We start from the raw sequence: 26,166 nt of genomic DNA on the forward strand, positions 1-26,166 counted from the left end.
CGAGCGGTAGCCGGCAACCACGGCGCAGACCGCCGCGGTCACCACGACCGGCAGCCTGTGCCGCACACCCCGCCGGGCTCGCGGGTCAGGCAGACCGGCGAGTGCTGCGGGCAGCCCACCAGCGGTTTCGGCAACGGTCAGAGCCGGTGCGCAGGACAGAGAAGAGGTCAGCGATGATGGCAGTGCGGGCATGGCTCACTTCGGATAGGTCATCGTGGCGTAGAGAACCTTGATGATCTTCTGAACCGGTCATGCCCGTCTTGCTGCCACCAACACCGGCGCTTCTACTTCGAACCGCCCAAGCCGGACACCCTCACGACTTTGCCGGGGCCCTGGGGAGTACCCGCCCCGGTCCACGTCGGCTAGCGGTGGGTGGTCGAGCGCACGAACTCGTGGATGAACGGCTTCGGCAAGATCCGCCGCTGCCCCGACCGCAACGCGGCGATCATCGACTTCTACCTGTACCTGGCCGCCGCGATCGTCGCGATCCGTCGACTCATCCAACGAGCCCGTACGCTATATCGCTGGGACACCGACCGGCAATCCACCGAATCAGGTAACGCCTATTGCCGGTCGCTCTTATTTGTCGACGACTGCCGCGAGCGGGTCTCCGCTTTTTCTACCACTGATCGTATAGTTCCATTCACCGTGGAAATCGTGCGGGGTGAGGGGAATGTCCGCCAGTTCGGCATCAATGACCTGGACGCCGACCGCGTAGGCACCGTCCAGGTATGATGACGCAGTCAGCCCGGTCTCGGTCGTCGTGTGCGCGATCAATTCGAGGACGGTCTGGAGTTCAGTGAACGGCCGATCCTGCCAGTCGGTGGAGGCGAACGAAACAAACCTGTGCTCAGTCCTTTCCCACCTCGAAGTTCCGGGTGGGAAGTGGCAGACTGTGACGTCCAGGCGTGCCTCGGCGGCGAACGCCGCCAACTCCACCTTGAATGCCCGCCTGCGATACCCGTTCGCGTCTCCGCCGTCGGCAGCAAGCATCAACCGCCGTGCCTGCGGATATCGGGCGCTGCCCTCCTGCCTCCACCACGTCCGCAGCGTATTGACCGCGAACGCCGCGTTCTCATCGTCAATCCCTACCGACGCCCACCCCTCGTCCGCGTCCAAGCCGTGCACCTCGTACGATATGGCCCTGGGCGCCCCCGTCATGAGGTTGTTGTGCCCATTAATCTTCGCCGGACTGCCTAACTGATACTCTCGGCCCCCTTTTGCGTGATCGCCGACCACCTCCTTCTTCTTGCAGGCTAAACTGACAACTGGATCCCGTGCGTCCAGAAACTGTTGCGCCGAAGCGTCGATGTAGCAGAACTGCGCATCCCGGTCTGGAGGCGACACCCATTCCTTGGCCTTGGAAGCCGTATGTAACTGGTACCCCAGTCGCTGCAGCAACCGGGCCACCGTTCGTTGGCTGACCGCATACCCCGCCGCGGCCAAGCCCTTCACCAACGACCGCGACGACTTGGACGTCCACCGCAACAGTGAGATCTGATCTCCCCGCATCGCGGGGGTGATCAGGTCTTCCAACGCCTCCGCCACACCCGGCTGCACCTCACCAACTCGCCGACGACCCGCCCCCGGTGCCCGTATCCGCCCGTGGACCACCATCCCCGTACGCACCTCTCGCAGCCCGATCGACACCGTCGACCGCGCCGCACCCGACGCCCGAGTCACGACCGCAATCCCCCCGTGACCCACCGCCAGCGCCTCCGCGCCCAGCAGCAACCGCCACTGCCGCTCGTTCAGGACCGGACGCAACAGTGCGAGCTTCTCCGCGAGGACGCTCTCCACGAACACCCCGCCACACGACACCCAGATGGGGCAGACGTGACAGACCAACCGCGAATTCGGTCCCAGGAAGGAGGGCCTGTAGTCCGTGGTCGTCTTCCTTGGGAGAGTTCGAGGTCCGCGCGAAAGTGGCGCGTCCGCAGCCATGTGTCCCTCCTACGGTTCTGCGCGGTGAACGGTGAGCTGGATGTGGTCCACGTGGCGCGAAGGGCAGGTCGCTGCCGCTGCCCTCCGATCGCCCGACGCACAAGCAGTTGGCGCCGAAACGCCGGCGACGGTCGCCGGGCGGGGGCGTGACAGAAGAGGAAGTTGTCGAGATCTGCCGTGAACAGCACCTGCCCCAGCGTGGAATACGACGATGTCGTAGACGTCGAGGGTCAGCGGCCGCCTGCGAGCTTTGTCATGACCGGGGCCCCGGGCATGACGGTATGAAACCGTCGTTCGAAGACGCCGGGCCGCCGGGTCCGTGGGGATCATGGGATTCCACCGGGGGCGCAAGCCGTGCGCCTTCGTCCGCGCGGTGTGTCGCTCCCTTGCCTCTTGCGGAGTCCGATCCGGTCCGGCGAGGGCGCTCTTGGCAGTGAGTGGCGGGATCCAGCCAGCCCCATGAGCCTCACGCCGTCTCGCCGGTCGTCGGCGATCGACCTGGTCAGCGTATTGTTGATCTTGCTGTTCGGCGTATGACCAGCCTCGACTCTCAGGTCTCGGCACTGGCCGACGAGCGCGGCGAACCGCCCTCCCGGAGCGGCTTCGCCTTCGATGGGCTCGAAGAGCGGCGTCATGAGCCGCATGGCGCCGCTGGCCCTGCCGTCGTCCTCGCTGGGAGCGCGCCACCGCAGATGCCGGCGGGCAATGCCGCGACGAGCGCCACCGCCACTGCGGGAACTCACCTCCAGGCTCTGCCCATCCTGCCCTCTCCTCTTCCCCGGGGTGGGACGGTGCCGTACCGGAGGTGCCACACCGTCGGATCGCGGAGCTGAGAGGTTACTGCATCGATTTACTGGTGCAACGATGCAGTCAGGCTAGGAAGAGAAGTGCGCCTATGTCAATGGCTGGTTCACGAGCTTGAAACGTCGGGTTGATGAACGAGCCGCGGCGAGGGCCCAGATGAGTAAATCCATACACTCACTACGCGCCCGAATGGCACTTTATTAACTAGTCTGAAGCTATTCAACGCGAGTTGGGGAGGCGATGACGTGAGCGTGGCCTTCGCGGCTTCTCCGGAGGACCGAGCACGGGCGTGTCACGTGACCGGTGGATGCTGTCCGAGGCGGAAGAGGCTTCGGACGTGTGTGGTAGCGGCGTGCCCGTCAGAACGCGGTCAGTCGGGCTCGCGTTCGCCGGTGAAAGACATCCCAGGGGCTTGAATGTCAAGCAGCAGCCTTGTTGAGGTGGTGGGACCAGGCGGTCGCCTCGTCGTAGCGGGTGCCGGTTTTGAGGCATCCGTGCAGGATGCCGACGAGCCGGTTGGCGAGTTGCCGCAGGGCGGCGTTGTAGGTGGCGCCGCGGGCGCGTTGCCGGTCGTAGTAGGCGCGGGCGCCGGGCGAGGCGGTCAGCGCGGTGAACGCCTGGGTCATGAGCGCGTCGATGAGCCGGTCGTTGTGCACGAACCGGGCGGCGACGGTCTTCTTCTTCCCGGATGCGCGGGTGATCGGGCTGGTCGCGGCGTAGTTCTTGCGGGCCTTGGCCGAGGTGTAGCGGTTGTGGTCGTCGCCGAACTCGGCGAGCACCCGGGCGCCGAGGACGGCACCCAGTCCGGGCTGGGACAGGATGATCTCAGCGTCCGGGTGCCGGCCAAAATGGGCCTCCACCTGCCCTTGCAGGGCCTTGACCTGCTCGTTGAGGGTGACGAGCAGCGCGACCAGGGCGCGGACCGACGCGGCGTAGGCGGCGGTGACCACGGTGGACTGGCCGAGGTGCTCGGCACGCAGCACGGCCTGGATCGCCGTGGCCTTGGCCGCGGTGTTACGGCGGCGGGCCCGTTTGAGAGCCGCGCTGATCTGGCTGATGCTCAGCCTGGCGGCGGCGGCCGGGTCCGGGGCCTTCGCGAGCAGTTCCAGGGTGTCGGCGGCGTCGAGGTCCTCGAACGCTGCGAGAGCGGCGGGGAAGTACTCCCGCAGCGCGTGCCGCAGCCGCTGAACGGCGCGGGTGCGTTCCCAGATCAGCGTCTTGTGCATCCGGGTGACGACCTTGACCGCTTCGGCCTCGGCCGAGTCGCCGGCGATCGGCCGCAGCTGGTGCGAGTCGGTTCGCACCATGTCGGCCAGCATGTGCGCGTCCGCGGCGTCGCTCTTGGCCCCGGACAGCGCGAGGCGTTGCCGATAGCGGGCCGCCTGCAACGGGTTGACCGCGTGCACCGTGTACCCGGCGGCGACCAACGCCTGCACCCACGGCCCCCGATCAGTCTCGATGCCGATCTTCACCCGGGCGGCGACATCGTCGACGTCGACGTCGTCACCGAGGCACTGGCCGATCATCGCGTGCAGCCGCGTGATACCCGCGACGCCCTCGGGCAGCCGGGCCTGGCCAGCCGGCGGCCGGAGGCGTCCATCACCTCAACGTCGTGGTGGTCCTCCGCCCAGTCATCTCCCACGAACAGCAACACGTCTCCCGCCTATCGAACCGATCACCTTCGGTAGCCAGGAGGAGAACCATCAGCGACCTAAAGAAGCAGTGCTCACGCCGCAACCGGGCGGGCACGACATCCCATCAGCGATCAACTCTCCACACCGACCAGCCAGGGCACGATCTTTCACCAGGACTCAACGTCCAGGAACGGCCAGTGCTCACCAACTGGCGGCTACCTACCCACCAGGAGTCTGCCGGATGGCTCACTCCCAGAACCCATTAGGCGCGGCGGCCCTGCAGGGTCGCGTGCAGCAGTCGCATTGACCGACTCCGCGGCGATGTCGGCGGAGCTGGCCACCTTCCTCATCGACTGCCGCGCCCCGGCTGGAGGTGCCGGGCAGGTCCAGGGCGGTGGCCAGCCGCCTTCCACAGAATGTTCCGCTCCTCCGGTTCCACTGTTGAGCTACGGGATACTGGCCGAAGGCGTCCCAGCTGTTCGCGGTCTTCCGGGTGAGCTCAGCCGATTCATCCGAGCGCCGAGTCGAACAACGGACGTAGCTCGCCGGCCAGGTAGGCCCGACGCATCTCCGACCGCTCCACCTTTCCGCTCGTCGTACGGCGGACGCCACCGCGGCGCAGAAGGACGACCTGCTGACATCGAACGCCGAACTCGCGGACAACGGTCTCCTGAATAGCCGTCGCGGTCGCCGCCAGCTCATCGGGCAACGGTCGCCCGGCCACCTCGTGCAGCAGAACGAGGTGGTCCTCGGCGTCCCCCGCGCCGTTTTCGGCAGGCACCGCCACCGCCGCCCCGTTGCCGTGCTTCAGCAACTCGTGGTGCAGCCTTACCTCCTGCTCGACGTCGTGCGGATAGAGGTTGCGGCCACGGAAGATGAGCATTTCCTTGATCCGCCCGGTCACGAAGAGTTCGCCGTCGACGACGGCACCGAGGTCACCGGTCCGAAGGAAGCCGTCCTCGTCACCGATGCGGGCATTGAAGGCGTGGGACGTCGCTTCGGCGCGCCCCCAATAGCCAGGCACCACCGACGCTCCGCGCAACCAGATCTCGCCGATCTCGCCGTCACCCCGCAACCTGCCTGCCGGGTCGACGATCCGGAGATCCAGATCCCGCGGCCTGCCGCAGCCGACAAGTTCACGGGCGTCGCCAGCCGACTCGGCCGGACGTAGCAGGTGATCGGCCAGCGCCTCACGATCGAAGCGGGCGATGACCGCCGGCCGGTCGGGCGAGGCGGCCACGAAGACGGTCGCCTCGGCCATGCCGTAGCTGGGCACCAGGGCCTCGGGCCGCAGCCCGACCGCGGAGAACCGGCGGGTGAACTCGCGGACCGTACTGCTTCGTACCGGCTCTGAGCCGTTGATCGCGTGGCGCCACGACGAAAGGTCCAGACCTGTCGAGTCCTCGTCGGACACCCGGCGACAACACAACTCGTATCCGAAGTTTGGCGACGCCGAGAACGTGACCCGGTAGGTGCTGATCAGCGTGAGCCATCCGACCGGTCGCCGGAGGAACACGGCCGGGTCCATCAACACCACGCTGCCCCCGCACAGCAGCAGCGGCATGATCACACCGATCCCCATGTCGTGGTAGTGAGGCAGCCAGCTGCCGGAGCGGGTGGTTTCGTCGAAGCCGAACGTCCTTGCCATCGTTCCCGCGTTCACGACCAGGTTCTGGTGTGTGACCACACTGCCCTTGGGGTCGCCGGTCGAGCCCGAGGTGTACTGCAGCAGGGCCACCGTGCCGGGCCCGGCCGGACGCGGTGCCGCGATCGGATCGTCGTGCGTGGCCACCGAGGCGTGCGGGATGACCGGTTGTTCAAGGCCGGAGGTGGCCGCCCACGACTGGATCTCAGCGTGTATCGGGTCACCGCTGAGCACCATCGCGACGCGGGCGTCTTCGGCGATGTTGAGCACCCGGCGCCGAGCATGCCCGAGCTTCCCGGGCATCGAGACGGGTACCGCGATCATGCCGGCGTAGATGCAGCCGAGGAGCGCAGTGACGAACTCCCCACCGGGTGGGTAGATCAGAAGCACCCGCGAACCGACCTCGAGGCGGGCGGCCAGATGAGTTGCTATGGCCCGGGCCTCCCGGTCCAGTTCGGAGTACGTCCACCAACGGGCGCTCGATGGGACAGCCGGGTCCTGGACGAACGCCAGGGCCGGCCGCTCTCCGGAACTCTCGCTGTGCCGGTGGACCGTCGCGCTGACGTCCGCCAGGTTCTCACTGCTTGTCATGTCTCGATGACAATCGCAAAGAGCGGGTCGGTCCAGGTACCCCGCAGGCAGATTGGCGGCCGACCGGCAATTCCGTTCTGCCGAGGTTCGTGCCGGATTTCGGAACAAGGTGCCGTCGAAGTTGCCGTTGACTTCAGGCATGACGAAATCGAGGATCGGCCCATGAGGGAGGACCGCTTGATTGATTTGTCAAGAAGTGGAGCCGACATGAACGGCGAGGTCGACGCGATCGGAGCCTGGCTTACGGAACGGATTGCCGTCTACCTTGACCTCGAGGCTGCGGACATCGGCGCGGACGCCTCGCTGGCGTCCTTTGGGATCGACTCGGTGTACCTGGCGGCCATTATCGGGGACATTGAGGAGCATTACGGTCTCCGCATCGAGTCGTCTGCCGTTTGGGAGCACCCGACGATCGACGGTCTCGCGGCCCACCTGCACGGCTGCCTGAATGGCGTACAGCTGTGACGGCCGGGGCGCTGCCAGCCACCCGGGCCTACGACCGAGCGGCCGAATTGGAACGCATGCTGGGTGGCGACGGTGACCCGATGTCGGTGCGGACCTTGGTGGACGCGGACGAGAACGACGAGTTTCCCCACCCGGCGCTCGCAGCCGTTCACGACTGGGGTTTCGCCGAAGAGTTGATACCCGTGCACCTCGGAGGCAAGCTCGAGTCGCATGAGCAGCTCTTCGCTGCTTTTCGCGCGCTCGCCCGGCGTGACCCTCGACTGGGTGTCTACTACGGTTCCACGTTGCTGGCCGCTCTTCCCGTCTGGCTTTGGGGAGATCCCGAGCGGCAACAGTGGCTGGCCGGTGAGCTCCGGGCAGGTGCCTGTGGCACGTTCGCAATGTCTGAGACCGATCACGGCAGCGACCTGTTGAACTGCACGGTGTCAGCACGCCGCGTCGACGGGGGATATCTCGTCGACGGCACCAAGTGGCTGGTGGGCAACGGCAACCGCGGCAGCTTCGTCACGTTGTACGCGCGGACCGGTACCAAGTCGTACTCCCTGCTGTTGCTGGACAAGGCCGCGCTCCCGGCCGACCGCTGGGAGCCGGTCGAGCCGGTTCCGACGCTCGGGATCCGCGGACACGATCTGTCCGGTCTTCGGTTCGACTCGTGTCCGGTGCAGCGCGCAGTGGTGCTGGGCCGTGAGGGCTCGGGTGTTGCGATGGCGCTCAAGACGCTGCAACTGACGCGTACGCTGATCGCGGGCTTCGCCCTGGGCTGCCTGGACGCGGCTCTCCGCATCACGTTGCGCCACGCTCACGGCCGTCGGCTGTATGGTGCTTCGATCACGGAGCTGCCGGAGGTCCGGGCCATTCTTGTGGATGCGTACCTTGACCTGCTTATCGGCGAGTGCACGGCGATCGCGGTGACCCGAGCGGTGGCCACTGTGCCGAGCCGGCTGAGTATGTGGTCGTCGATCGCGAAGTATCTGGTGCCGACCATCGCCGAGGACGCCGTCGCCAACCTGGCGACGGTGCTCAGCGCGCGTAGGTACCTGCGTACCGAGCTCACCTATCGGCACTTTCAGAAGGTGGAACGGGATCTCGCCATCGCTGGCATCTTCGAAGGCACGACACACGTCAATCTGGCCTCGATCGCGGCGCAACTGCCGCACGTGCTCAGCCATGGTCGGCGCGACGATCAGGCGGACGACGAGTTGCTGGCCCAGCTTTTCAGCCGCGGCAGCGAGCCCGCGCATTGGCGGCCGTCCGGCTCGGCCCTCCGGTTGACGAACGGGCTGGAGGACGAGGTGACCGCCGGCTGGCCCCGGTACACCCGGCAGGCACTGAGTCTGATCGACCCGGGCCTGCATGCCGAGTTGGCTTCGATCATCGGTCGGCTCGACGTGGTCCGGGAGGGTGTGCTCGGGGGCATCGTGGACGCGGGCGATGGGACACGGCGGTTCACCCTTGCCCGCTCACATGCGCTGTTGCACGGCGCGTCGTCGGTGCTGCTCACCTGGATCCACGGCCGGGACGCGCTGCCCTCCGGTTTCCGGGGCGGCGAATGGGTCGTGCTGGCGCTCGACCGGATCGCCCGTCGGCTGCATACGGACCAGCCTCGCAACGACCGGCTTGCGCCGGCGGTCTTCGAACTGATGTGCGGCCAGGAACGAGCGGGTGAGCTGTTCTCCCTGCAGCCACTGGAGATCGTCGACTGATCCTGGTGAGCGCTCGTCCTCAGGTCGAGTTGCCCCGCCTCGACGTTGCCGGGCGGTCTCGTGTTCGTCTGGCCCGAGACCGCCGGGCCTTCCGACTCATAGACGGGTTCAACCGCCGCGCAGCAGCGTTCGCCGCGGCATGGTGGCTCATCACTCAGCCGCGACTCGGGCCCGGGGCGGGAGGGCCACGATGAGCGGGTCGACGCCGGTCCGGAGCGCGGCGGGCCGGTTCACTCGGACACGGGGCTGAGCAAGGCCTGGTAGAGAATCTGATCGACGCAGTCGTACTCCGCGACGACGATGTGCTGTTCGGGGGACCAGTGTGCTGCCAAAGCCGCCCAGATGGCGGTGCAGCCGGGCGTGACGACCGGCGTCCAGGTGCGGTCGGACGGCGCCGAGCCGAGACGCTCGGTGAGTTCCCGGCCCGCGATGAACCGCGCGCCGGGCGGGCCGGCGAACGGGATGTCGGTCAGGTCGTCGATCTGGATCTCGGGCTGGATCTCGAGCACCAATCGGTCCGGATCCCGGTCGTCGATCGTGAGGAGCACAGCGCAGTCACGCTCGGCGTCAGCCTTCGCGCGGTAGAGGCTGGCCGACTGGTCGAAGGCGAACACCGCGCCGTCGCCGATTTCCCCGGCCGCGCGGGCCGCCTGGAGAATGCGCAGGGCGGTGAACGGGGCGCCCACCCCCGACCCGGACACCGAGAACCCGGTCGGCGTGCCCGGGCAGAGGTCGGCGAGGTAGCAGCCGGCCACCTCGGCCACCGTGATGTCCGGCTCGGCGTAGGCGAGAATGATCAGGTCCAGATGCGGAAGTGGCCGCTCCAGATCGGTCAGCAGCCCTTCCCCCATCGCGGCGAAGGTCCGGCCGGTCGGCGAAGGCGGGGAGATGGACCGTCCGTACGGCTCGAGGAGTCCCTCGATGGTCCGTTGTTCCGCCGCCCGGAGCCTGACACCGGTGCCGTCGGTGAAGTACCGGACGTCCGGCCGACGCACGGGAAGTCCGGCACCGACGTCGAGGGCCGCCACCGTCAGACCGCGTCAGCGGGCGCATTGGCCAGACTGGCCCGGATGTACGTGGTCAGCGAGCCTACGGTCTCGAATATCTCGGGGCTGAGTTCGTCCGGGTCGATGACGAGCCCAAGCGAATCCTCCATTGCCATCAGCACCTCGACCACCTCGATGGAGTCCAGCCCGACTTCGTGGAGCAGATTCATGTCGTCGGTCAGGTCCGGGAGGTCCTTGTCCAGGATGGTGGAAAGCTCGGAGCGCAGGAACTCCCTGATTTCGCGTGCGTCGATGGCGGACGACATGTTCTCTCCTAGCTTAGGAATTCGGTCGGACGGCGGTGCGTCATGGATCAGACCAGGGTGGACGACCTGGCGCTCGAGCACGTCTTCGACAGTGTCCCGGCGGCGCACCAGGAACGAGCGGCCTCGCCACAGCAGGACCTCGGCGGGGTGCCCGTGGCTGAGGAAGTAGACCGGCGACGCGGATGGGCCGTACGCGCCCGAACGGCGGACGCCCAGCAGGTCGCCCGGCTTCAGCGCGGGCAGGGCGACCGCTTTGGCGATGGTGTCGTTCGGCGTGCACAGGGGCCCGGAGATCGTCCAGAGGTCCGTCGGGCCGGGCTCGCCCGCTGACCCGGACAGCACGTCGATCGGGAAGTTGCGCTTGACGAACGATCCGATCCCGATCGCCGCCATGTGCTGGTGGGTGCCTCCGTCGGTGACCGCGAAGCTCACCCCGCGAGACTTCTTCGTATAGCGGACCCTCATCAGGTAGGTTCCGCAGCCGGCCGCCAGGTACCGACCCGACTCGAGCATCAAGCGGGTGTCGGGATGCCCGGTGGCGAACTTGTCGACGAGTGGGTTCAGTTCCGCGGCGAGCCCCTCCAGGTCGAGATCGTTCTCGTTGTCGAAGTAGCCGACTCCGAGGCCACCGCCGATGTCGACGGCGTCAAGCCGTATCCCGGTCGACTCAACGATCCGGTCCGCGAGGTCGAGCACGTACGCCGTATTGGCCAGGATCACCCCGTGGTCCAGGATCCGGGTGCCCAGATAGGCGTGGATCCCGGCCACGTCGGCGTGCCGGTATCCGGTCAGAGTTCCGCCCGAGGCCAGTACAGCCTCTTCGTCGATGCCGAACTGACGTGGCTTTCCGCCCATCGAAAGACGTGAGCCGGCGATAGGAGCGGCCGGGTTGACACGAATCAGCACCCGCTGGCGCACGCCGCGCTCGCCGGCGGCCCGGTCGATGTGGTCCAGCTCATCGAATGATTCGCACACGATCGCGTAGATGCCGGCCTCGACGCAGGCGGCGATCTCGGTCTCGCTCTTGCCCGGTCCGAGAAAGATGATGTTTGCGGGGTCTGCGCCGGCCGCCAGGACGGTCCGCAGCTCGGCCAGTGAACTAACCTCGGCCCGGGCCCCGGCGAACTGCAGTACCTCGAAGAAGCTGCGGTTCGGGTTCGACTTCAGAGAGAAAAAGATCTCCAGGGAATCGTGCACCGCGTCCCGCAGTCGGCGGAACTGCCCGGCGAGCTCCGCACCGTCGTACACATATGTCGGTGTCCCGTACTGGGTCGCCAGTTCGACCCAGTCGATGTCGCTGGTCATGCCGTTTCCACCATTCTCGTCAGTGCGATCTCCGCCCGATCCCGGATGTCCTTGACCTCGGCGGGTGAACCGCCGGCGCAGACCGCGTAGAGCCTGCCTCGGGGGGCCTTGCCGGCCTCGACTGAGGCGTTGAGGGTGGCGAAGTTGTTCACCAGCACGCCCCGACCAGCGTTGAACATCAGGTCCGCCAGCGCCCTACGGACCTCGCCGTACCCGTACGGCCGCCGCGTCCGCAGGTCGAACACGGTGGCCATCGCGTGGCTGCCGGGCGGCAGCAACCGCTCGACGAGCCGGTTCTGATAGGTCGCCATGTTGAAGCGTGCGTTGATCTCAAGGCAGGGATAGAGCACCCCGTCGGTGCCGATCATCGCGTCGACCCCGGCCAGCCCGTAGTACCCTTCGGCGGCCAGCGCACTGCCGATGACCTGGGCGGCGGCGGCGATCTGCTCGATCTGATCCGGGTCGAGATCGGGCGGGAGAATGTGCCCGCGGTGTACGCCGTTGCGGGTCAGCGCCGTACGAACGGTCTCGAAGTGGACGCCTCCGTCGCGGTCCACGATGAACTGGTAGTTGAGGTCGCAGCGCCTGGAGATCCACTCCTCGACCACGAACGACAGATCGGTGGTCGAACCGTGGCGACCCAGCATCCGGACGAGCCGCTCCGCCCGGCTGCTGTTGTCCAGAACGGTCATGCCGCGCCCGGACACCCCGAGTGACTCCTTGACCACGACCTGGTCGGCAAGCTCCAGATGGGTCAGCAAGGCTGACTCGAGCTCGCCCAGCGTCCGGCAGACCTTGCCGGGTACCGGGGTGAGTCCGGTTCGGTCGACGAGCTCGCGGCTGAAGATCTTCCCGTTGACGTGGCGGCAGATCTTGGCGTCCGGTCCGGCCAGCGGCAGCCCGGTACGGGCCGCGAGTTCCTCCTCGTCGGCCGAGATGCCCAGCGGCATCAGGTAGGTGCGCCCATCGGCCAGGCCGGCGAGCTCCGCCAGCAGCCGCGGTGACGCGAGTGCGTCCCGGGTGACCGACCGCTCGACGTCGTTGTCATCGACCAGGAGATGATCCCCGGCGGCGGCGCCGAGCGACCGGAGGTGGTCCAGGTAGTGCGGGTCCACCGGCGCTTTCAGGATGACCAGGTCGTCCTGGTCGGCGAGCAGGACGCAGACTTCCTCCATGCGGTTGACCAGAACAGACGAGAACGAGAGGGCGGCTCCTGGCAGACCACGGTCGTCACGTCCCCAGCTCCGTTCGACCTCGAAGTTGTTGAGGTAGACGAACCGGGCTCGCTCGTCACCGACGGTCCGGGACTTGAGCCTGGCGGTGAACCCGGGATGCTCAGGGGATCCGGTCATCGTCCTACCCTTCGGCCGCGGCGCGTACGACCATCGCGTTGAAAGTGGCACCTTCGCCGGCCGAGGCCAGCAGGAGGTTGTCACCGCGAACGACGGCTCCCGCCGCCCGAGCGGTGCTGAGGTTGATGAACGGGTCGGCCCCGAAGCAGTGGCCGATCTCGGTGACGTTGTCGAGATAGACACGTGATGTCGGCAGGCCCAGGTGCCGCGCGATGGCCACCCAGGAATAGCGGTTCACGTTGTGCGGAAGGACCAGCGCGATGTCGTCGATCGTGAGCCCGGCGTCCCGGACCGCCGAGGACATCACGCCGGCCATCGCCGGGACGTATGCCTCCAGGTACTGCCGCCTCAGTTCCGGGCCCATGTAGCGGGCCTGGTAGTACTTGCCAAGCGTCCGGTGGGCGAAGCCGATCACTGTGTCACCGTCGCCACCGTGCCCGACCAGCACGCCGGCCGCGGCGTCGCCGAGCATCGAAGCGCCGCGCAGGACGCGGGCTTCCGCCGCCGGCACACGGTCCCCGGCGATCACCAGCGCCGTCGAACCGGGCGGTTCCGAGCGCAGCAGCGTGTCGCAGAGCCGTACGGCGTACAGGCCGGCGACGCAGCCGAGATGCGAGAGTGCGAATGCCCGGCTTCGGGACAGCCCCAGCTTGCGGCGCAGGGCGCCGGTAATCGCGACACCCGGCGGTGTGACGTGCTGCAGGGTGTGTGCGTGGATCAGGTAACGCACCGCTGAACGGTCGGCCGCGTGCAGCGCTGCGTCACCGGCGCGGAGTAGCATTTCGGTGCCCGTGAGATGGCTGGCGACCGCGACTCGGCCTAGCCCGAGCACGCGGATCAGTAGGCGCTCCTCGGCAGGCGACAGCCCGGCCGTCGGGGCGAGGTCGGTGATGGTGATGCGGGTGTCCGGTACCACCGGCACGACCCTGCGCAGCGTGAGCAACGTCATTTCCTCAGCCGATGCCGTGGCACCACTCGAGGACCGCCATGGCGCTGAACATCTTGTTCCGTGCCTGTGCGAACGCGATGCTGCGCGGCCCCTCGAGCACCTCTGCGGTGACCTCCTCGCCGCGGTGCGCGGGGAGGTCGTGCATGAAGATCGCCTTGGGGAGGTGGTGCATCAGCTCCGCGTCGACCTGGAACGGCGCGTAAAGTGTCCGCCACGCGGGGTCGGTCTTCTCGGTGCCGGTTGTCTGCCAACGCGTGGTGTAGACGACCTGGAAGTCCGGGGGGATTCCGGCGAGGTCGTGCTGCTGATGGATCGTCGCGCCGTGCCGCCTACCCTGCGCCGCCGCCTCGTCGAGGAGGGCATCCGCCAGCCCGTACCCCGGCGGGGTCCGCAGTTCCAGGTGGACGTCCCGGAACCGGGCCAGCGCCAGGGCCAGGGCACTGGCGGTGTTGTTTCCCTCGCCGACATACAGGACCCGCAGGCCGTCGAGGTCGCCGAAGTGCAGCGACATGGTGGTTAGATCGGCCAGTGCCTGCGTCGGATGTTCGTCCGCGCTCATCGCGTTGATCACCGCCATCCGATCCTGTTGCGCCCAGGCCCGCATCTCCGCCGGGTTGCCTGCGGTGCGCGCCACCAACGCGGTGAGCATCATTGACAGCACCCGGCCGGTGTCCTCGCTGGTCTCGCCGGTACTGGTCTGCAGTACCGCCCCGTCGTAGGGGATCAGCCCCGCGCCGAGCCGGAGCGCGCCCGCCGAGAATGCGGTCCGGGTGCGGGTCGACGTCCTGGTGAAGTAGGTGCCGACCACCGCGTCCGTCAACGTCCTCGACGACCCGCCGGCCGACCCGCGGGCGTGGAGCGCACCGCGATCCACGATGGCACGAAGGTCGTCGTCGCTGACGTCACGAAGCGAGATCAGATGCCGTGCCGTGCCGCCGCTCACGTCAGTCCCCCTGGCTCGTGGTGTGGACCGTGTCGTGGTCCCACCGTGCGGTTTCGGCGAAGAAGTTCGGCACGGCGAGGACCCGACCGCTGGTCCGGCCCGCGTTCAGAACCTCTCGGCCCACCGCCAGGTCGAGCACGCCGAGACCGAACGGTGAGAAGATGCGGGGCTTACGTTCGTCGAGTGGAAGGTCGCCGAGAAGGAGGTCACCGATCGTGCCGTCGATGAAGTGCCGGTGGCCGAACTTCTGCTCGGCCAGATGCGGCGAGGTGCCGGCGGTCAGGCAATGGTCGACGTCGTCGAGAATGTTGTTGGCGGCCAGGATGATCTCCGGCCCGATGTCGCGCAACGACAGGTTGAGGACCGTCTGGCCGGGTTCGAAAGTGTTCTCGTCGTGCAGGTATGGGACTGCGGCGGTGGTGGCCAGCACCACTACGCCGGCACCTTGGACGGCCGCCGCCAGCGACCCGGCGACCCGGCCCGGGAAGTCCAGCGAGGAGGCGAATCCGGCCGCGCGATCCGCCGAGGGCGGGTCCAGGTCGTGTACCGCCACCTCGCCGATCCGCCAGCCGAGGTCGTGCAGGAACTCCAGAACGTTGCGGCTGATCACACCGGCTCCCACCACAGCGATCTTTTCCGCTTGACGGGAACCGTGCAGCCGCTCCGCGGCGAGCACCGCTGAGGCCGCCGTCCGGGCCGCACTGATCTGGGCAGCCTCCAAGCAGGCGTACGGGTAACCGGTCTCCATGTCGTTGAGGATCAACAAGGCCGAGGCGCGCGGGACGTTCCGTCGCACGTTCACCGGGAAGCTGCCGATCCACTTGATCCCCGCCACCGCCGGTGCCGCCGTGAGCGCCGCCGGCAACGCGATGATGCGGGCTGACGGGTGGTCCGGGAACCGCAAGAAGTAGCTGTTCGGGTTGATCGTCTCGCCCGCGTGATGGGCTAGGTAGGTACGGCGGACGGTGTCCACCACGCCGGGCCGCGATTCGGCGATCAACGCGCGGATGTCCGGCCCGCGCATGACATGGAAGTCGAACACGGTCAGCTCCTCGTACGGGCGAGGTCGACGGTGGGCAGGGAGATGTCGGGAAGCCCGAACCGGTCGGCCACCCAGGTGTCCTCGTAGATCGTCTGGGCGTACCTGTCGCCGAAGTCCGGCGCGATGCCGACGACCTGAGAGCCGAGCGGGATGGCGGGCCGGTAGTGCTGCATCGCGGCGACGACCGAGCCGGTCGATCCGCCCGCGAAGAAGCCGCGTTCCCGGGCGAGCCAGCGGCAGGTCCGCACCGCCTCGTGCTCGGCCACGACGACGAGGTCGTCAACCGCCTCGGGGCGCAGGATCTCTGGCTGACGGCTGGCGCCGATCCCCGGGACGAACCGGGTGCCGGCTGGGCGGCCGAAGCTGACTGAGCCGAGGCTGTCAACCGCGACGATCCGGGTGCGGGGCGATGCCAGGCGGAACAGCCGGACGCAGCCCATCAGGGTGCCGGCGCTTCCGGTCCCGACGAAGAGGAAATCCACCTTCGGCAGTTCGGCGAGGATGGCGGCGGCTGTGGTCTCCGCATGTACCCGCCAGTTCGCCGGGTTCGCGTACTGGTTGAGCCAGACCACTTGCGGGTCGGCGGTGATCAGCGTCTTGATGTAGGCGATCCGGCTCTGCAGATAGCCGCCGTTCTCGTCATGCCGGTCGACGCAAACGACCTCGGCGCCGAGCGCCCGCATAACAGCGACGCTCTGCGGTGACGCGTTGGGATCGGTGACACACTGGAACCTGTATCCGCGGGCGGCGCACACCATGGCCAGTGCGATACCGAGGCTGCCCGACGACGATTCGACGACCCGGCCTCCGGGCCGGAGTAGACCGCGTAGCTCCGCGTCGCGGATCATACCTACCGCAGGCTTGAGTTTGATCGAGCCAGCCGGGTTGAGGCCCTCCAGCTTGAGGACGACCTCGACGCCCGGCAGCGCATCCGGCAACCGCAGGAACACGTCATCGGCCACGATGCTGTGGGCCTGATCGTAAATCACTGGTGTCACCCCCCATCGCGAAACCGGTTCGCTGGTCGTCGGTCGTCAGCGTAGGAAGCGTCTGCGACGCCGAACAGGCAAATGATCGGCAGCTGGACCGCACGATCGGGCCGGCGGGAATTGCCCGCGTCACTTCCTCGACCCGCCGTTGACCCAGTGCGCTACTGGTGCGGATGGCTGACATGAGGGGAGAAGACCATCCGGTGGAGCAGACGACGGATGATGCGGGCTTCCCGCTGAGCCCGGGGCAGGAATCGTTGTGGTTCCTCCAGCGGCTCGTGCCGGACTGCTCGGCATACAACATGGCGGTCGGGGTGAACCTGCACTTCGCGGTGGAGACCGACCGGATGGCGGAAGCTGTGGCGCGCACGATCCGCGAGCACGGACTTCTGCGGTCTGTGTACCGGCTGGAGGGCGATGAGATCCGACGAGTGCCGGCCGTCGAGGCGACGCCGGCTCCTTGGGCGGTCGTGGACTGCGTCGGAGTGGACGACGAGGCCCTGCGACGGCTGGCGGTGGAGCTGACCCGACGCCCGTTCCGGCTCGACCGTGAGCTTCCGGTTCGGCTGCACCTGTTGCACCGGGCTGGCCCCGATGTCCTGCTGCTGACCGCACATCACCTGATCGTCGACGACATCGGGCATCTGGCGGTCCTTCGGGCCGTCCTGTCGGCGTACGGCGGGCGCGATGCGGATGGGCCGATCGACGATTACGACGAGTTCGTGGCCAGGCAGCGCGACCAGCTCGCCGCACCGCGGGCACGGGCCGCGGAGAAGTACTGGCGGGCCGAGTTGGCCGGGCTGGAGTCGCCCGCTCCGCTGGGTCATCTCCCGAGGCCTTCGGACTACCGTTATCAGGGCGCGGAGGTGGTGCTCGACCTGCAGCGTGACCTCATGGCGGCGGTCCGGGACGCGGCGGCGCGTGAGAACGTCACCACGTTCGTCTACCTGATGACGGTGTTCCAGCTCCTGCTGTATCGGTTCACCGGACGTACGGATTTCCTGGTCGGGTATCCGGTGACCCAACGGTCCTCCCGACGATTCGCGAACTCGATCGGGTACTTCGTCAATCCGTTGCCGCTGCGGGCGACGATCGATCCGCAAGAGTCGTTCCAGGCGGTGCTCCGGCGGACGAACAAGCGGTTCTGGAGTGGCCTGCTGCACCGCGAATACCCGAGCGCGCTGATTCCGCGGTTGATCGGGACGCGGCTGGACCGCAGGCTGCCCGGCCTCGTGTCGGTGCTCTTCGGGATGAACACGGAGGTGCCGGACGACCTCATGAACCCCGCGGTCCGGCCGGGAAGCCGGCTGCGGCTGGCCGGGTTGGACGTCTCCCGGTTCGACTTCCCGGAACAACTGGGTCAGTTCGACATCAACGTCCTCGTCACCCGTCTGGGCGACACGACCAGGCTCCGCTTCAAGTACAACGACTCCGTGCTCGACGACGACGTCGCCGCCGAACTGGCCGGCGGCTACGGGCAACTGCTGGCCGCCGCCACAGGCTCGGCACTTCCGTTCCCGTTACGCGGTCTCCGCACTGGGTCGCCCACAAGGTAATGCACCCTAATGCACAGGAAGAAGGGAATATGTCACCATCGGTGAGCGCTGTCCCGGAATCCCCGGCCGGGCGTCTGTTCGACGGCGGCTGGTTGGCGCCGGTCGGCGTGACCGGAGCCTTCAGCTGCACTCCGAAGTTCGAGCGGGTGGTGTCCTGGCTGGAGGCTGTGCTCACCGTCGCCGACCCGGCCGGCTCGCCCGGTCCGCAGGTGTTCCCGCCACTGATGTCACGGATGGTCATCGAGCGGGCTGAATACGCGGCGGCGTTCCCACACCTGCTCGGCACCGTCGGAACGTACCCGGGTGGTCCGGGTGACGCCGACACGGTGCTGATGCCGGCCGTGTGTTACGGGGTCTATCAGGAGTTGGCGGACGCCACAGTGGACGGCCCGCGGCAGTTCGACGTCACCGGGTACTGCCACCGGCACGAGGCGACCAGTGAACTCGGCCGGTTCCGCACCTTCCGGATGCGGGAGTTCGTCCTGGTCGCCGATGCTCCTGCCGCCCTGCGCTGGCGCGACGACTGGATCGACCGGGGTCGGCATCTGTTCTCCCGCCTCGGTCTGCCGGTCAAGGTCGAGCCAGCCAGCGACCCCTTCTTCGGGCCGGGCAGCGACCTGCTACGCGACAGCCAGATCGGGCAGAGCCTGAAGTGGGAGTTCGTCGTGCCGTTGACGGGGGAGGGCCCGGGCACCGCGATCGCCTCGGCCAACAGTCACAAGGACCACCTGGGCAAGCGGTTCGGGATCAGATACCGGGACGCGGGGCCGGCGCACACCTCGTGCGTCGCGTTCGGTCTGGAACGTATCGTCCTCGCGATGATTCACGCGCACGGGGACGACCCGGCCGCGTGGCCAGAGCCGGTCTGAGCTCGCCGCGAACCGCAGCAGATCACGAATGAGGGCCGGCCCGGTCGGGCCGGCCCTCATTCGGGGTTACCGCCGGGTGCCCTCGGTCACTGCACGTGCCAGGTCGGCTGCCGTGGGACGGTCGAAGAACGCCCGCATCGGAACCTCGACGTCGAACGTCTCCTGTACGTACCAGAGCAAACGGGAAACTATCAGGGAGGTTCCGCCGGCCTCGATCACGTCGTCGAACGGGCCGATGCCAGGCTGTCCGAGCAGTTCGCGAACGTGGTCGAGGACGGCCTGTTCGGGCATGACCGCCAGGGTTGGCTCGTCGAGCCCGTCTGCGCCGATCGCTGTGGTCGGGTCGGCAGCCAGCCGGGCGGTGAGCGTGGCCAGCCGCCGAGCGAGGTCCGCGCCGGCCTCCGGGTCGAACAGAGCCGATGCGTACTCGAGGAATCCGCCGTAGCTGCCGTCCTGTCCCGGCCACACGGTCAGCGCGACATCGGTGCGCGCGACCGACCACACCCGCGCGAACAGGTCGAGGTCGCGGTCGCTCAGCGGCAGGCCCACGTCGCCCTCGCCGATCACAGTGAAGAACGACTGGAACAGAGGTGTGCGGGAGGCGTCCCGAACCGGCGCGGCCGCCTCGAGGACCTGCTCGAACGGCAGGCGGTGGCGGGAGAAACCATCCCGGCAGACCCGACTGACCTGGGCCAGCGCCTGGGAGAAGGTCATCTCCGGGGCCAGTCGCGAGCGGATCACCAGAGTGTTGATGAACGGTCCGACGATCGTGTGCAGGTCGGGGCGGGACCGTCCGGCGTGCGGCGTGCCGACACCGAAGTCCCATTGACCGCTCAGCCTGGAGAGCAGCACGGTCCAGACGGTCAGAAGGCTCACGTAGGGGGTCGCGCCCGACTGCCGGCCGACCTTCCTGAGGCTCGCGGCCACGTCCGGAGCGATGCCGATCCGGACGATGCCGCCGTCGATGCGCCGGTGGGTGTCGCGCCGGAACGTCGTGGGTAGCAGGTCGAGGGGCGGCAGCCCCGCGAGCTGATGGCGCCAGTAGTCGAGTTCCGCGCTGCGGACCTCGTCGGTGAGCTGAGCCAGTTGCCACGCGACGGCGTCGACATAGCGCGGTGCGCCCGATCCGAGCTGTTCACCCGGAGAGAGCCCGAGGAGGATGCGTAGGTCCCGAGCCAGCAGGGCTGTCGACCAGCCGTCGCCGATGATGTGGTGGCAGACCAGCACCAGCAGCTGCTCGGTGCCGCCGTCCCGGATCAGGGCGGCCCGGAAGAGCGGCGTCGTGCCGAGGTCGAAACCGTCGGACACCAGCGTGGCCAGTGCCGCGGGCAGCTCGTTCGCGTCCACGTCGATCGTGCGCAACGTGACAGGGACATCCGGTTCAATGACCGCGCAGAGGCCGCGGATGTCCATGACGTACCGCGAGCGCAGGACGTCGTGTCTGGCCACCAACTCAGTCAACGCTGCCGACACGGTCTGCGGGGCGATCTCGGCGGGGATCCAGAGGTGGACCGGCAGCAGGTACTCTCGGCTGCGGGCGTCCATCCGGTCGAGCACCCAGAAGCGTTCCTGTGCGGGCGACAGCGGGAGGCGGGCGTCCGGCGCCAGGCGCGGCACCGGATCCGCCGCGACCGCTTCGCGGATCAGCTCGGCCTGCGCACGGGGCGTGGTCGCGAAGTGCAACTCGCGGAAGTCGAGGGCGAGGCGGGTCACCCGCTCGAGGCGGGCGGCCAGCCGAGTGGTCATCAGCGAGTGACCACCGAGCCGGACGAAGTCGTCATCAAGGCCGATCTCTTGGAGGTCGAGCACCTCCCGCCAGGCATCCAGAACGATTCGTTGTTCAACAGTCAGGAACACGTCGTCCCGGGTGCTCGGTGCCGTGGGCGGCGTGGCCCAGTCCGGCTCGGGCAGCGCCGCCCGGTCGGTCTTGCCGCTGGTGGTGCGGGGAAGCACGGCGACCTCCGTGAACACCGCGGGCACCAGGGCGGACGGCAGTTTCTCCCGCAGGTACGCCGGCAGCCCGGAGGCGACGTCCTTCGAGCTGACCACCACCCAGGCGGCCAGCCGCGGAATACCGTATGGATCGGTGACCGCGCGGACCGCGGCCTCGGTGACATCCGGGTGGGTCACCAGGGCCGCCTCGACCTCGCCCGGTTCGATCCGGATCCCATTGATCTTCACCTGGTCGTCGCGCCGTCCGGCGAACTCCAGTGCGCCGTCGTGTCGGCAGCGGACCAGATCACCGGTGCGGTAGAGGCGCGCACCGGGAGGTCCGACCTCGTCGGGGACGAACCGGTCCGCCGTCGCTGCTGGATCGCCCAGGTAGCCCCGGCCCACACCGATCCCGCCGGCGTACAGTTCGAACAGATCCGGCTCGTCGGGTACTGGTTCGAGATGGTACCGGGCGCCGTCGATCGGGTGCCCGATCGGTACCGGGCCGGTCCGCTGCGCCGGGTCGAATCGTGCCGCGAGCACATCGATGGAGCACTCCGTGGGTCCGTACGTGTTCCAGATGTCGACGTCGACAAGCTCGCGCACCCGGGTGCACAGCTCGGCTTGGAGTGGCTCCCCGGCAGAGCATATGATCCGCAACGTTTTGCATGCCGCCAGCTCCGGTTCGGCCGCCAGCTGCCGCAGCATCGTGGGCACGACCTGCAGGATGGTGGCCCCGGACTCGACAGTCGACCGGGCCAGCTCCGCGGCGTCCTGGCCGGCGCCGGTGCTGCCGAACGTGACCGCGCCGCCGTAGGTCAGCGGCGCGAAGATCTCCCAGCCGGCGGCGTCGAAGGTCAGCGGCGTCTTCTGCAGGATCCGATCCTCGGCGGTCAGCTCCAGAGCCTTCACCGCCCACCGGATCCGGTTGGCGATGCCCGCGTGCTCGATGACGACGCCCTTCGGCGTCCCGGTCGAGCCGGAGGTGAACATGACGTACGCCGCCCGGTGGGCGGCGAAGCCGTCGGCCGGGTGCCACAGGACATCCTCTGCGGTCGGACCCGGCAGGTCGACGATCATGTTGGTGGACAGACCGGCACGCGGCCCGTCATCGCACACCACCAGCGTTGCGCCGGCCACGTCGAGGATCCGGCGGAGGCGCTCGGCCGGGGCGTGCCGGTCCAACGGGAGGTAACAGCCACCGGCCAGCCAGATGCCGATCAGCGTGGCGACCAGGTCGGGGCCGGGCGTCACCAGCACACCGACAACGGTCTCCGGCCGCGCACCGCGGTCGGCGAGGGCTCCGGCGATCCGGCGGGCCGCGCGTTCCAGCTCCCGGTACGTCATGATGCTGCCGCCCTGCCGGACCGCCGGGGCGTCAGGGCGGTTGGCGGCGACGGCGAGGAATTGTTCGGGAATCAACAGGCTCATCGAGTGCTCCGGGGTTCGGCGGAAGGTGAACGCGCGTCGACCTGCCACACGGAGGCGATGTGTGCGAGACAGTCGGCGCGGCTGCCGTCCACCCCGGTCGACCTCCACCCGCGGGGCGGCGGTCGACCGGCGTCCCACAGCGAGTACTGATCGTTGTCGTTGCGCACGACCTGGTAGGAGAACTCCACGACATCCGGGTCCGTGTTTCGGGCGGCCGGTGTGGTGTTGTCCTCAAGCGACCGGAGCAGAGCCGCCCGGTCGATCTTGCCGTTGGCGGTCAGCGGTAGCCGGTCGACAACCCGCAACTGCGCCGGGATCATGTAGCCGGGCAGTTCGGCGGCGACCGCCGCGCGCAGTTCCGCCACGTCCACCTCGCGGGCGGGTGCCGCGACCACGAAGCCGGCCAGCTCCGTGTGGGTGTTGCGCAGGCGGTCGACGACGATGGCCTCGCGGATGTCCGGGTGCCGCTGCAAGGCTGTAGCCACTTCGGCAAGCTCGACGCGATGCCCGCGGATCTTGACCTGGTCGTCGGTGCGGCCGAGGAAGTAGAGGTCGTCGCCGACCTGCCGGGCGCGATCGCCGGAGCGGTACAACCGGGCACCCGGCTCGCCGTACGGATTGGGCAGGAAGCGCTGCGCGGTCAGCGCAGGATCACCGAGGTAGCCGCGCGCGACCCCGATACCGCCGATGTACACCTCGCCCGGGACGCCGGACGGTACCGGGTCGAGGTGGTCGTCCAGCACGTACATCATGGTGTGCGGAATCGGCGAGCCGAGCGGTACCAGCCCGTCGGTGTTGCCGAGCGGCACGCGCATCCCGGAGTTGCCGATCGTGATCTCCGTCGGACCGTACTCGGTGGCGACGTCGGTACCGCCCGGTCCGGCCAGCGCCCGCCATCGGGCGGCCAAAGAGTACGGGAAGGCGTCGCCGGCCGCGATCACGACGCCGGCCAGCTTCCGAGCCTCGGCGGCGGACAGGTCAAGACTGATCAGGTTGAGGTGGCCGGGTGTCATCTTGACGAAGGCGTACGGACCACCGGCCACGAGCAGGGCGGCGAGGTCGGCCGGATCGAGGGGGTCCGGCAACAGGTGAACCGCCTGGCCGATGATCAGCGGTGCGAACAGGCTCGGCACGCCGAGATCGAACCCGATGGAGGTGAAGTAGGGCGATCCTCCGGTACCGCTGCCGCCGTACTCCCGGGCCGCCCACAGCAGGTAGTTGGTCAGCCCCCGGTGCTCGACCACCACCCCCTTCGGCTCACCAGTCGAGCCGGAGGTGAACATGATGTAGGCCGCATCTTCCGGTCGGAGCGCCCGCGCGGTGATGACGCCGGTGGAAGGGCCCTGCTCCGCGTCGAGCAACAGAGGGCGTACGCCGTCGAGGGCGGCGAGCAGCTCGCGGTGTTCGCTGTGCGACACGATGACTGTGCAACCCCCACGGGCGGCCATCCCACGGGCTCGTCGGGGTGGTAGATCGGGGTCCAGGGGGAGGTAGGGCCGCCCGGCCTTCCAGATGCCGATCAGTGTCGGCAACAGGTCGGCTGTCCGCCGTAGACACACGCCGACCGGAAGATCACCGGGCGGACCGGCGCTGTCGATCAGGCAGGCGATCTGGTCTGATCTGTAGTCGAGGTCCCGATAGGTAAGCTTTTCCGCTTCGGTCCGGACCGCCACGGCGTCCGGCGTCCTTGCGACCTGGAGGCGGAACAGGTCGAGTGTCGTAGATGGTCTGTCGGCGTCAGTGCTCGTCATTGCCGGCCTCGGATATCTCTCGCACCAGCCGGCCGATCGTGGCCGCGGCCTTGTACAAGACGTAATGCCCGGCATCCAGCAGGTGCAGGGTGAACTCCTTCGACGTCGCTTCGGACCAAGCGGCCATTTCACAGACCGTGACGAACTCGTCGCGTCGTCCCCCCAGTACCGTGATCGGGACGTCAAGCGGTGCTCCGGTCGAGTAGGTGAGCAGCTCGATCACGCGGTAGTCGGCGCGCAGGATCCGCTCGAACATCGTCATCAGGTCGGCGTCGCTCGACACCGCCTCCGGCATTCCGCCGAATTCGGACACCCGAGCGATCAATTCGTCGCGGGGCAGCAGATGTAACGGGTCGTTGATCTGCCGCACCGCTGCGCCGGGCGCCGAGGAGAGGACGATGTGCCGGGGTGGCGGGCCACCAGCCCGCTGGAGCCGTCGGACGTACTCGTACGCCAGTACGCTGCCGGAGCAGTGCCCGATGACGGCGAAGGGCAGGTCGAGCAGCGTTTCGAGGGCCGGGTCGAGCAGTGGGAACAGCGCGTCTGGGCTGTCCAGGAGCGGCTCGGCGAGCCGGTTCTCCCGCCCGGGTAGCCGGACCGCACACAGCTCCACGCCGGGTGGCAGGTGCGGGATCCAGGCGCGGAAGGCGGTGGCACCGGCTCCGACGTGCGGGAAACACAACAGACGTAGCCGGACGTCATCGCTCGTACGACTCCGTGCCACCCAGCGACCCGGCAGCGTTTCCGCGGTCACGACAGGGCTCCCGACGCGGTGGTAGCCACGAGCGGATCGTCGATCAGCCGGCGCGGCGAACAGATCCCGTAGTCTCGGCGGTGCACTACCGCGTCCGGCAGTACCGGGGCCCAGGTCTCCGCCGGGGTCGGGTCGCGCGAGGCGTCGTGGAACAGCACGGCCGGTCCGCGGAACGGCTCCGGGTGGTACTCGTCGAGTGCCTCGGCCAGCCCCGCCGCGGTGCGGTGAAGCTGCGGCAGGCCGTTCGTCGGGGTGCCCCGGAACCAGCCCGCGCGCTCCATCTCCGCATGAACCTCCGGCAGGGTCTCGTCGCCGTCCAGGCCGAAACGGCGCGCCTGCCGGTCGAGAATCCGATCGAGGGCGCTCCCGGGCCCGCCTGTCGGCCGGCCGATTGCGGGCGGATCGATGAGGACGACCGGCTCGGTGTCCTGCGGGTACCGCCGTGCCAGCTCCGTCGCAACGGCTGCCCCGGGCCCGAAGCCGACGAAGCGGAGGGGTCCGCCGGGCAGAAACGAGCGGAGGTGATCGGCTAGTGCCGAGATCGACGTGTGCGGCCCGCCGGGCAACGTGAGACCGTACGCCGGTCGTGCGGTCGCCCATCGCCGGACGGCGTCTCGCTGTGCCTCGACGTGGCTGACCGAGTGCACCACGATCAGCGGCACGCCGGTCCCTGACCTGATCGGGTGCAGCTGGGTCGCCGCGGCGAGATCGCCCGGCCGGCGCAGGGCGGGCACGTCGATCAGCCCAGCCGGACCTGCTCCGACGGTGAGGCTCTCCGCCAGCCGGGCCGGAGTGGGGAACCGGAGTGCCGCTGAGGCTCGTACCTCCAAGCCCAGGGCGCGGAGGGCGACCACGACGTCTACGACGCTGATCGAGTCGCCGCCGAGGTCGTAGAAGTCCTCGTCCGGACCCACCGCCCGACCGAAGTGCTCGGACCAGACTTCACGGATCGTCGCTTCGACGGCGTGGCATGAACGCCGGCCGGGGCGGGTGGCGAGGTCCGAGGGTGCGGCGCTGGTCATGCCACCTCACAGAAGGTCGGCTGGGTAGTCCGCCCGATCCTGTGGCAGCGCTGGCCCGGCCAGCCAGGCAGCGGGCAGGCAACTCGTCGGAATCGAGTTGCCCTAAGGGTTTCCTGGGCGTCATCGGGCACGCGAGGTCACGATTCCGCCCAACACCCGAAGCCGGGGAGGAC

General features: G+C 68.3%; 18 protein-coding genes and 2 pseudogenes. 5 read left to right on the top strand and 15 right to left on the bottom strand.

Annotation, left to right across the window (positions count from 1 at the left end; translation table 11 throughout):
- On the bottom strand, window positions 1-192 hold a 192-nt coding region (locus tag GA0070215_RS29920; RefSeq protein ID WP_141708206.1), incomplete at its 3' end, for a transposase family protein.
- A 144-nt stretch (window positions 193-336) separates the two neighbouring features.
- Here GA0070215_RS29920 and GA0070215_RS26120 point away from each other — a divergent pair.
- Window positions 337-534, top strand: a pseudogene (locus tag GA0070215_RS26120) (IS5/IS1182 family transposase); the annotation flags it as partial.
- A 45-nt stretch (window positions 535-579) separates the two neighbouring features.
- Here GA0070215_RS26120 and GA0070215_RS26125 read toward each other — a convergent pair.
- The 3 genes and pseudogenes from GA0070215_RS26125 to GA0070215_RS26135 all read right to left on the bottom strand — a co-directional run bounded on the left by GA0070215_RS26125 (window position 580) and on the right by GA0070215_RS26135 (window position 6,759).
- Window positions 580-1,800 carry an ISAzo13 family transposase gene (locus tag GA0070215_RS26125; protein WP_244167159.1) on the bottom strand — a complete coding sequence of 407 codons (1,221 nt, stop codon included), beginning with the start codon at window positions 1,798-1,800 and terminating at the stop codon, window positions 580-582.
- A gap of 1,367 nt (window positions 1,801-3,167) precedes the next feature.
- A pseudogene (locus tag GA0070215_RS26130) lies at window positions 3,168-4,399 on the bottom strand (IS110 family RNA-guided transposase).
- A gap of 491 nt (window positions 4,400-4,890) precedes the next feature.
- Window positions 4,891-6,759 (bottom strand): fatty acyl-AMP ligase, encoded by a 1,869-nt coding sequence (locus GA0070215_RS26135; protein WP_244167156.1) that lies wholly within the window; start codon window positions 6,757-6,759, stop codon window positions 4,891-4,893.
- 21 nt (window positions 6,760-6,780) lie between these two features.
- On the opposite strand from GA0070215_RS26135, the gene GA0070215_RS26140 reads away from it, so the two are divergent.
- Together GA0070215_RS26140 and GA0070215_RS26145 are read left to right on the top strand one after the other, a co-directional pair.
- A complete protein-coding gene (locus tag GA0070215_RS26140) occupies window positions 6,781-7,083 on the top strand; it encodes an acyl carrier protein (protein WP_018788847.1) in 303 nt (100 codons plus the stop codon).
- Between the two features lie 80 nt (window positions 7,084-7,163).
- Window positions 7,164-8,786 carry an acyl-CoA dehydrogenase family protein gene (locus GA0070215_RS26145; protein WP_167361576.1) on the top strand — a complete coding sequence of 541 codons (1,623 nt, stop codon included), beginning with the start codon at window positions 7,164-7,166 and terminating at the stop codon, window positions 8,784-8,786.
- Between the two features lie 230 nt (window positions 8,787-9,016).
- Here the strand turns inward: GA0070215_RS26145 and GA0070215_RS26150 are convergent, their stop codons facing one another.
- The 7 genes from GA0070215_RS26150 to sbnA all read right to left on the bottom strand — a co-directional run bounded on the left by GA0070215_RS26150 (window position 9,017) and on the right by sbnA (window position 16,651).
- Window positions 9,017-9,637, bottom strand: coding sequence for a hypothetical protein (locus GA0070215_RS26150; RefSeq protein WP_141708251.1), 621 nt, complete (start codon window positions 9,635-9,637; stop codon window positions 9,017-9,019).
- A 179-nt stretch (window positions 9,638-9,816) separates the two neighbouring features.
- A complete protein-coding gene (locus GA0070215_RS26155; protein WP_091051054.1) occupies window positions 9,817-11,403 on the bottom strand; it encodes a phosphopantetheine-binding protein in 1,587 nt (528 codons plus the stop codon).
- On the bottom strand, window positions 11,400-12,755 hold the full coding sequence (locus tag GA0070215_RS26160) for a preATP grasp domain-containing protein (protein WP_091051057.1): 1,356 nt from the start codon (window positions 12,753-12,755) through the stop codon (window positions 11,400-11,402). The genes GA0070215_RS26155 and GA0070215_RS26160 overlap by 4 nt, the downstream gene beginning before the upstream one ends.
- Before the next feature lie 4 nt (window positions 12,756-12,759).
- A complete protein-coding gene (locus tag GA0070215_RS26165; RefSeq protein WP_018788852.1) occupies window positions 12,760-13,704 on the bottom strand; it encodes a 3-oxoacyl-[acyl-carrier-protein] synthase III C-terminal domain-containing protein in 945 nt (314 codons plus the stop codon).
- 4 nt (window positions 13,705-13,708) lie between these two features.
- The gene (locus GA0070215_RS26170; protein ID WP_091051060.1) at window positions 13,709-14,647 is read right to left on the bottom strand and encodes an ornithine carbamoyltransferase; all 939 of its coding nucleotides are present in this window, start codon (window positions 14,645-14,647) and stop codon (window positions 13,709-13,711) included.
- A 1-nt stretch (window position 14,648) separates the two neighbouring features.
- Window positions 14,649-15,689 (bottom strand): 2,3-diaminopropionate biosynthesis protein SbnB, encoded by a 1,041-nt coding sequence (sbnB, locus tag GA0070215_RS26175; protein WP_091051064.1) that lies wholly within the window; start codon window positions 15,687-15,689, stop codon window positions 14,649-14,651.
- Window positions 15,690-15,691: 2 nt separating this feature from the next.
- Window positions 15,692-16,651, bottom strand: coding sequence for a 2,3-diaminopropionate biosynthesis protein SbnA (sbnA, locus tag GA0070215_RS26180; RefSeq protein ID WP_244167157.1), 960 nt, complete (start codon window positions 16,649-16,651; stop codon window positions 15,692-15,694).
- A 209-nt stretch (window positions 16,652-16,860) separates the two neighbouring features.
- Between sbnA and GA0070215_RS26185 the strand changes: the two genes are divergently transcribed.
- Window positions 16,861-18,234, top strand: a complete 1,374-nt coding sequence (locus GA0070215_RS26185) for a condensation domain-containing protein (RefSeq protein WP_167361577.1) — start codon at window positions 16,861-16,863, stop codon at window positions 18,232-18,234.
- Window positions 18,235-18,275: 41 nt separating this feature from the next.
- The gene (locus tag GA0070215_RS26190; RefSeq protein ID WP_091051073.1) at window positions 18,276-19,103 is read left to right on the top strand and encodes a class-II aminoacyl-tRNA synthetase family protein; all 828 of its coding nucleotides are present in this window, start codon (window positions 18,276-18,278) and stop codon (window positions 19,101-19,103) included.
- A gap of 66 nt (window positions 19,104-19,169) precedes the next feature.
- Here GA0070215_RS26190 and GA0070215_RS26195 read toward each other — a convergent pair whose 3' ends face one another.
- Genes GA0070215_RS26195 through GA0070215_RS26210 form a run of 4 tightly spaced genes read right to left on the bottom strand, consistent with a single transcriptional unit; the run spans window position 19,170 to window position 25,993 of the window.
- Complete coding sequence (locus GA0070215_RS26195; protein ID WP_091051077.1) at window positions 19,170-22,466, bottom strand: non-ribosomal peptide synthetase; 3,297 nt, start codon at window positions 22,464-22,466, stop codon at window positions 19,170-19,172.
- A complete protein-coding gene (locus GA0070215_RS26200; protein ID WP_091051080.1) occupies window positions 22,463-24,292 on the bottom strand; it encodes an amino acid adenylation domain-containing protein in 1,830 nt (609 codons plus the stop codon). Before GA0070215_RS26200 ends, GA0070215_RS26195 begins: the two co-directional genes overlap by 4 nt.
- Window positions 24,204-24,971 (bottom strand): thioesterase II family protein, encoded by a 768-nt coding sequence (locus tag GA0070215_RS29375; protein WP_196806799.1) that lies wholly within the window; start codon window positions 24,969-24,971, stop codon window positions 24,204-24,206. The genes GA0070215_RS26200 and GA0070215_RS29375 overlap by 89 nt, the downstream gene beginning before the upstream one ends.
- Window positions 24,968-25,993, bottom strand: coding sequence for a phosphopantetheine-binding protein (locus GA0070215_RS26210; RefSeq protein ID WP_091051084.1), 1,026 nt, complete (start codon window positions 25,991-25,993; stop codon window positions 24,968-24,970). The genes GA0070215_RS29375 and GA0070215_RS26210 overlap by 4 nt, the downstream gene beginning before the upstream one ends.
- Between the last annotated feature and the right edge of the window lie 173 nt (window positions 25,994-26,166).

Source organism: Micromonospora marina (assembly GCF_900091565.1).
Taxonomy (GTDB): Bacteria; Actinomycetota; Actinomycetes; order Mycobacteriales; family Micromonosporaceae; genus Micromonospora; species Micromonospora marina.

What these genes read in the sequence shown, in the direction of transcription:
- GA0070215_RS26135 (WP_244167156.1), bottom strand. Translation starts at nt 6,759, where the DNA reads ATGCCTGAAGTCAACGGCAACTTCGACGGCACCTTGTTCCGAAATCCG.
- GA0070215_RS26140 (WP_018788847.1), top strand. Translation starts at nt 6,781, where the DNA reads ATGAGGGAGGACCGCTTGATTGATTTGTCAAGAAGTGGAGCCGACATG.
- GA0070215_RS26145 (WP_167361576.1), top strand. Translation starts at nt 7,164, where the DNA reads ATGTCGGTGCGGACCTTGGTGGACGCGGACGAGAACGACGAGTTTCCC.
- GA0070215_RS26150 (WP_141708251.1), bottom strand. Translation starts at nt 9,637, where the DNA reads ATGGGGGAAGGGCTGCTGACCGATCTGGAGCGGCCACTTCCGCATCTG.
- GA0070215_RS26155 (WP_091051054.1), bottom strand. Translation starts at nt 11,403, where the DNA reads ATGACCAGCGACATCGACTGGGTCGAACTGGCGACCCAGTACGGGACA.
- GA0070215_RS26160 (WP_091051057.1), bottom strand. Translation starts at nt 12,755, where the DNA reads ATGACCGGATCCCCTGAGCATCCCGGGTTCACCGCCAGGCTCAAGTCC.
- GA0070215_RS26165 (WP_018788852.1), bottom strand. Translation starts at nt 13,704, where the DNA reads ATGACGTTGCTCACGCTGCGCAGGGTCGTGCCGGTGGTACCGGACACC.
- GA0070215_RS26185 (WP_167361577.1), top strand. Translation starts at nt 16,861, where the DNA reads ATGAGGGGAGAAGACCATCCGGTGGAGCAGACGACGGATGATGCGGGC.
- GA0070215_RS26195 (WP_091051077.1), bottom strand. Translation starts at nt 22,466, where the DNA reads ATGAGCCTGTTGATTCCCGAACAATTCCTCGCCGTCGCCGCCAACCGC.
- GA0070215_RS26200 (WP_091051080.1), bottom strand. Translation starts at nt 24,292, where the DNA reads ATGCCGGGCATTACGTCTTGTACAAGGCCGCGGCCACGATCGGCCGGC.
- GA0070215_RS26210 (WP_091051084.1), bottom strand. Translation starts at nt 25,993, where the DNA reads ATGACCAGCGCCGCACCCTCGGACCTCGCCACCCGCCCCGGCCGGCGT.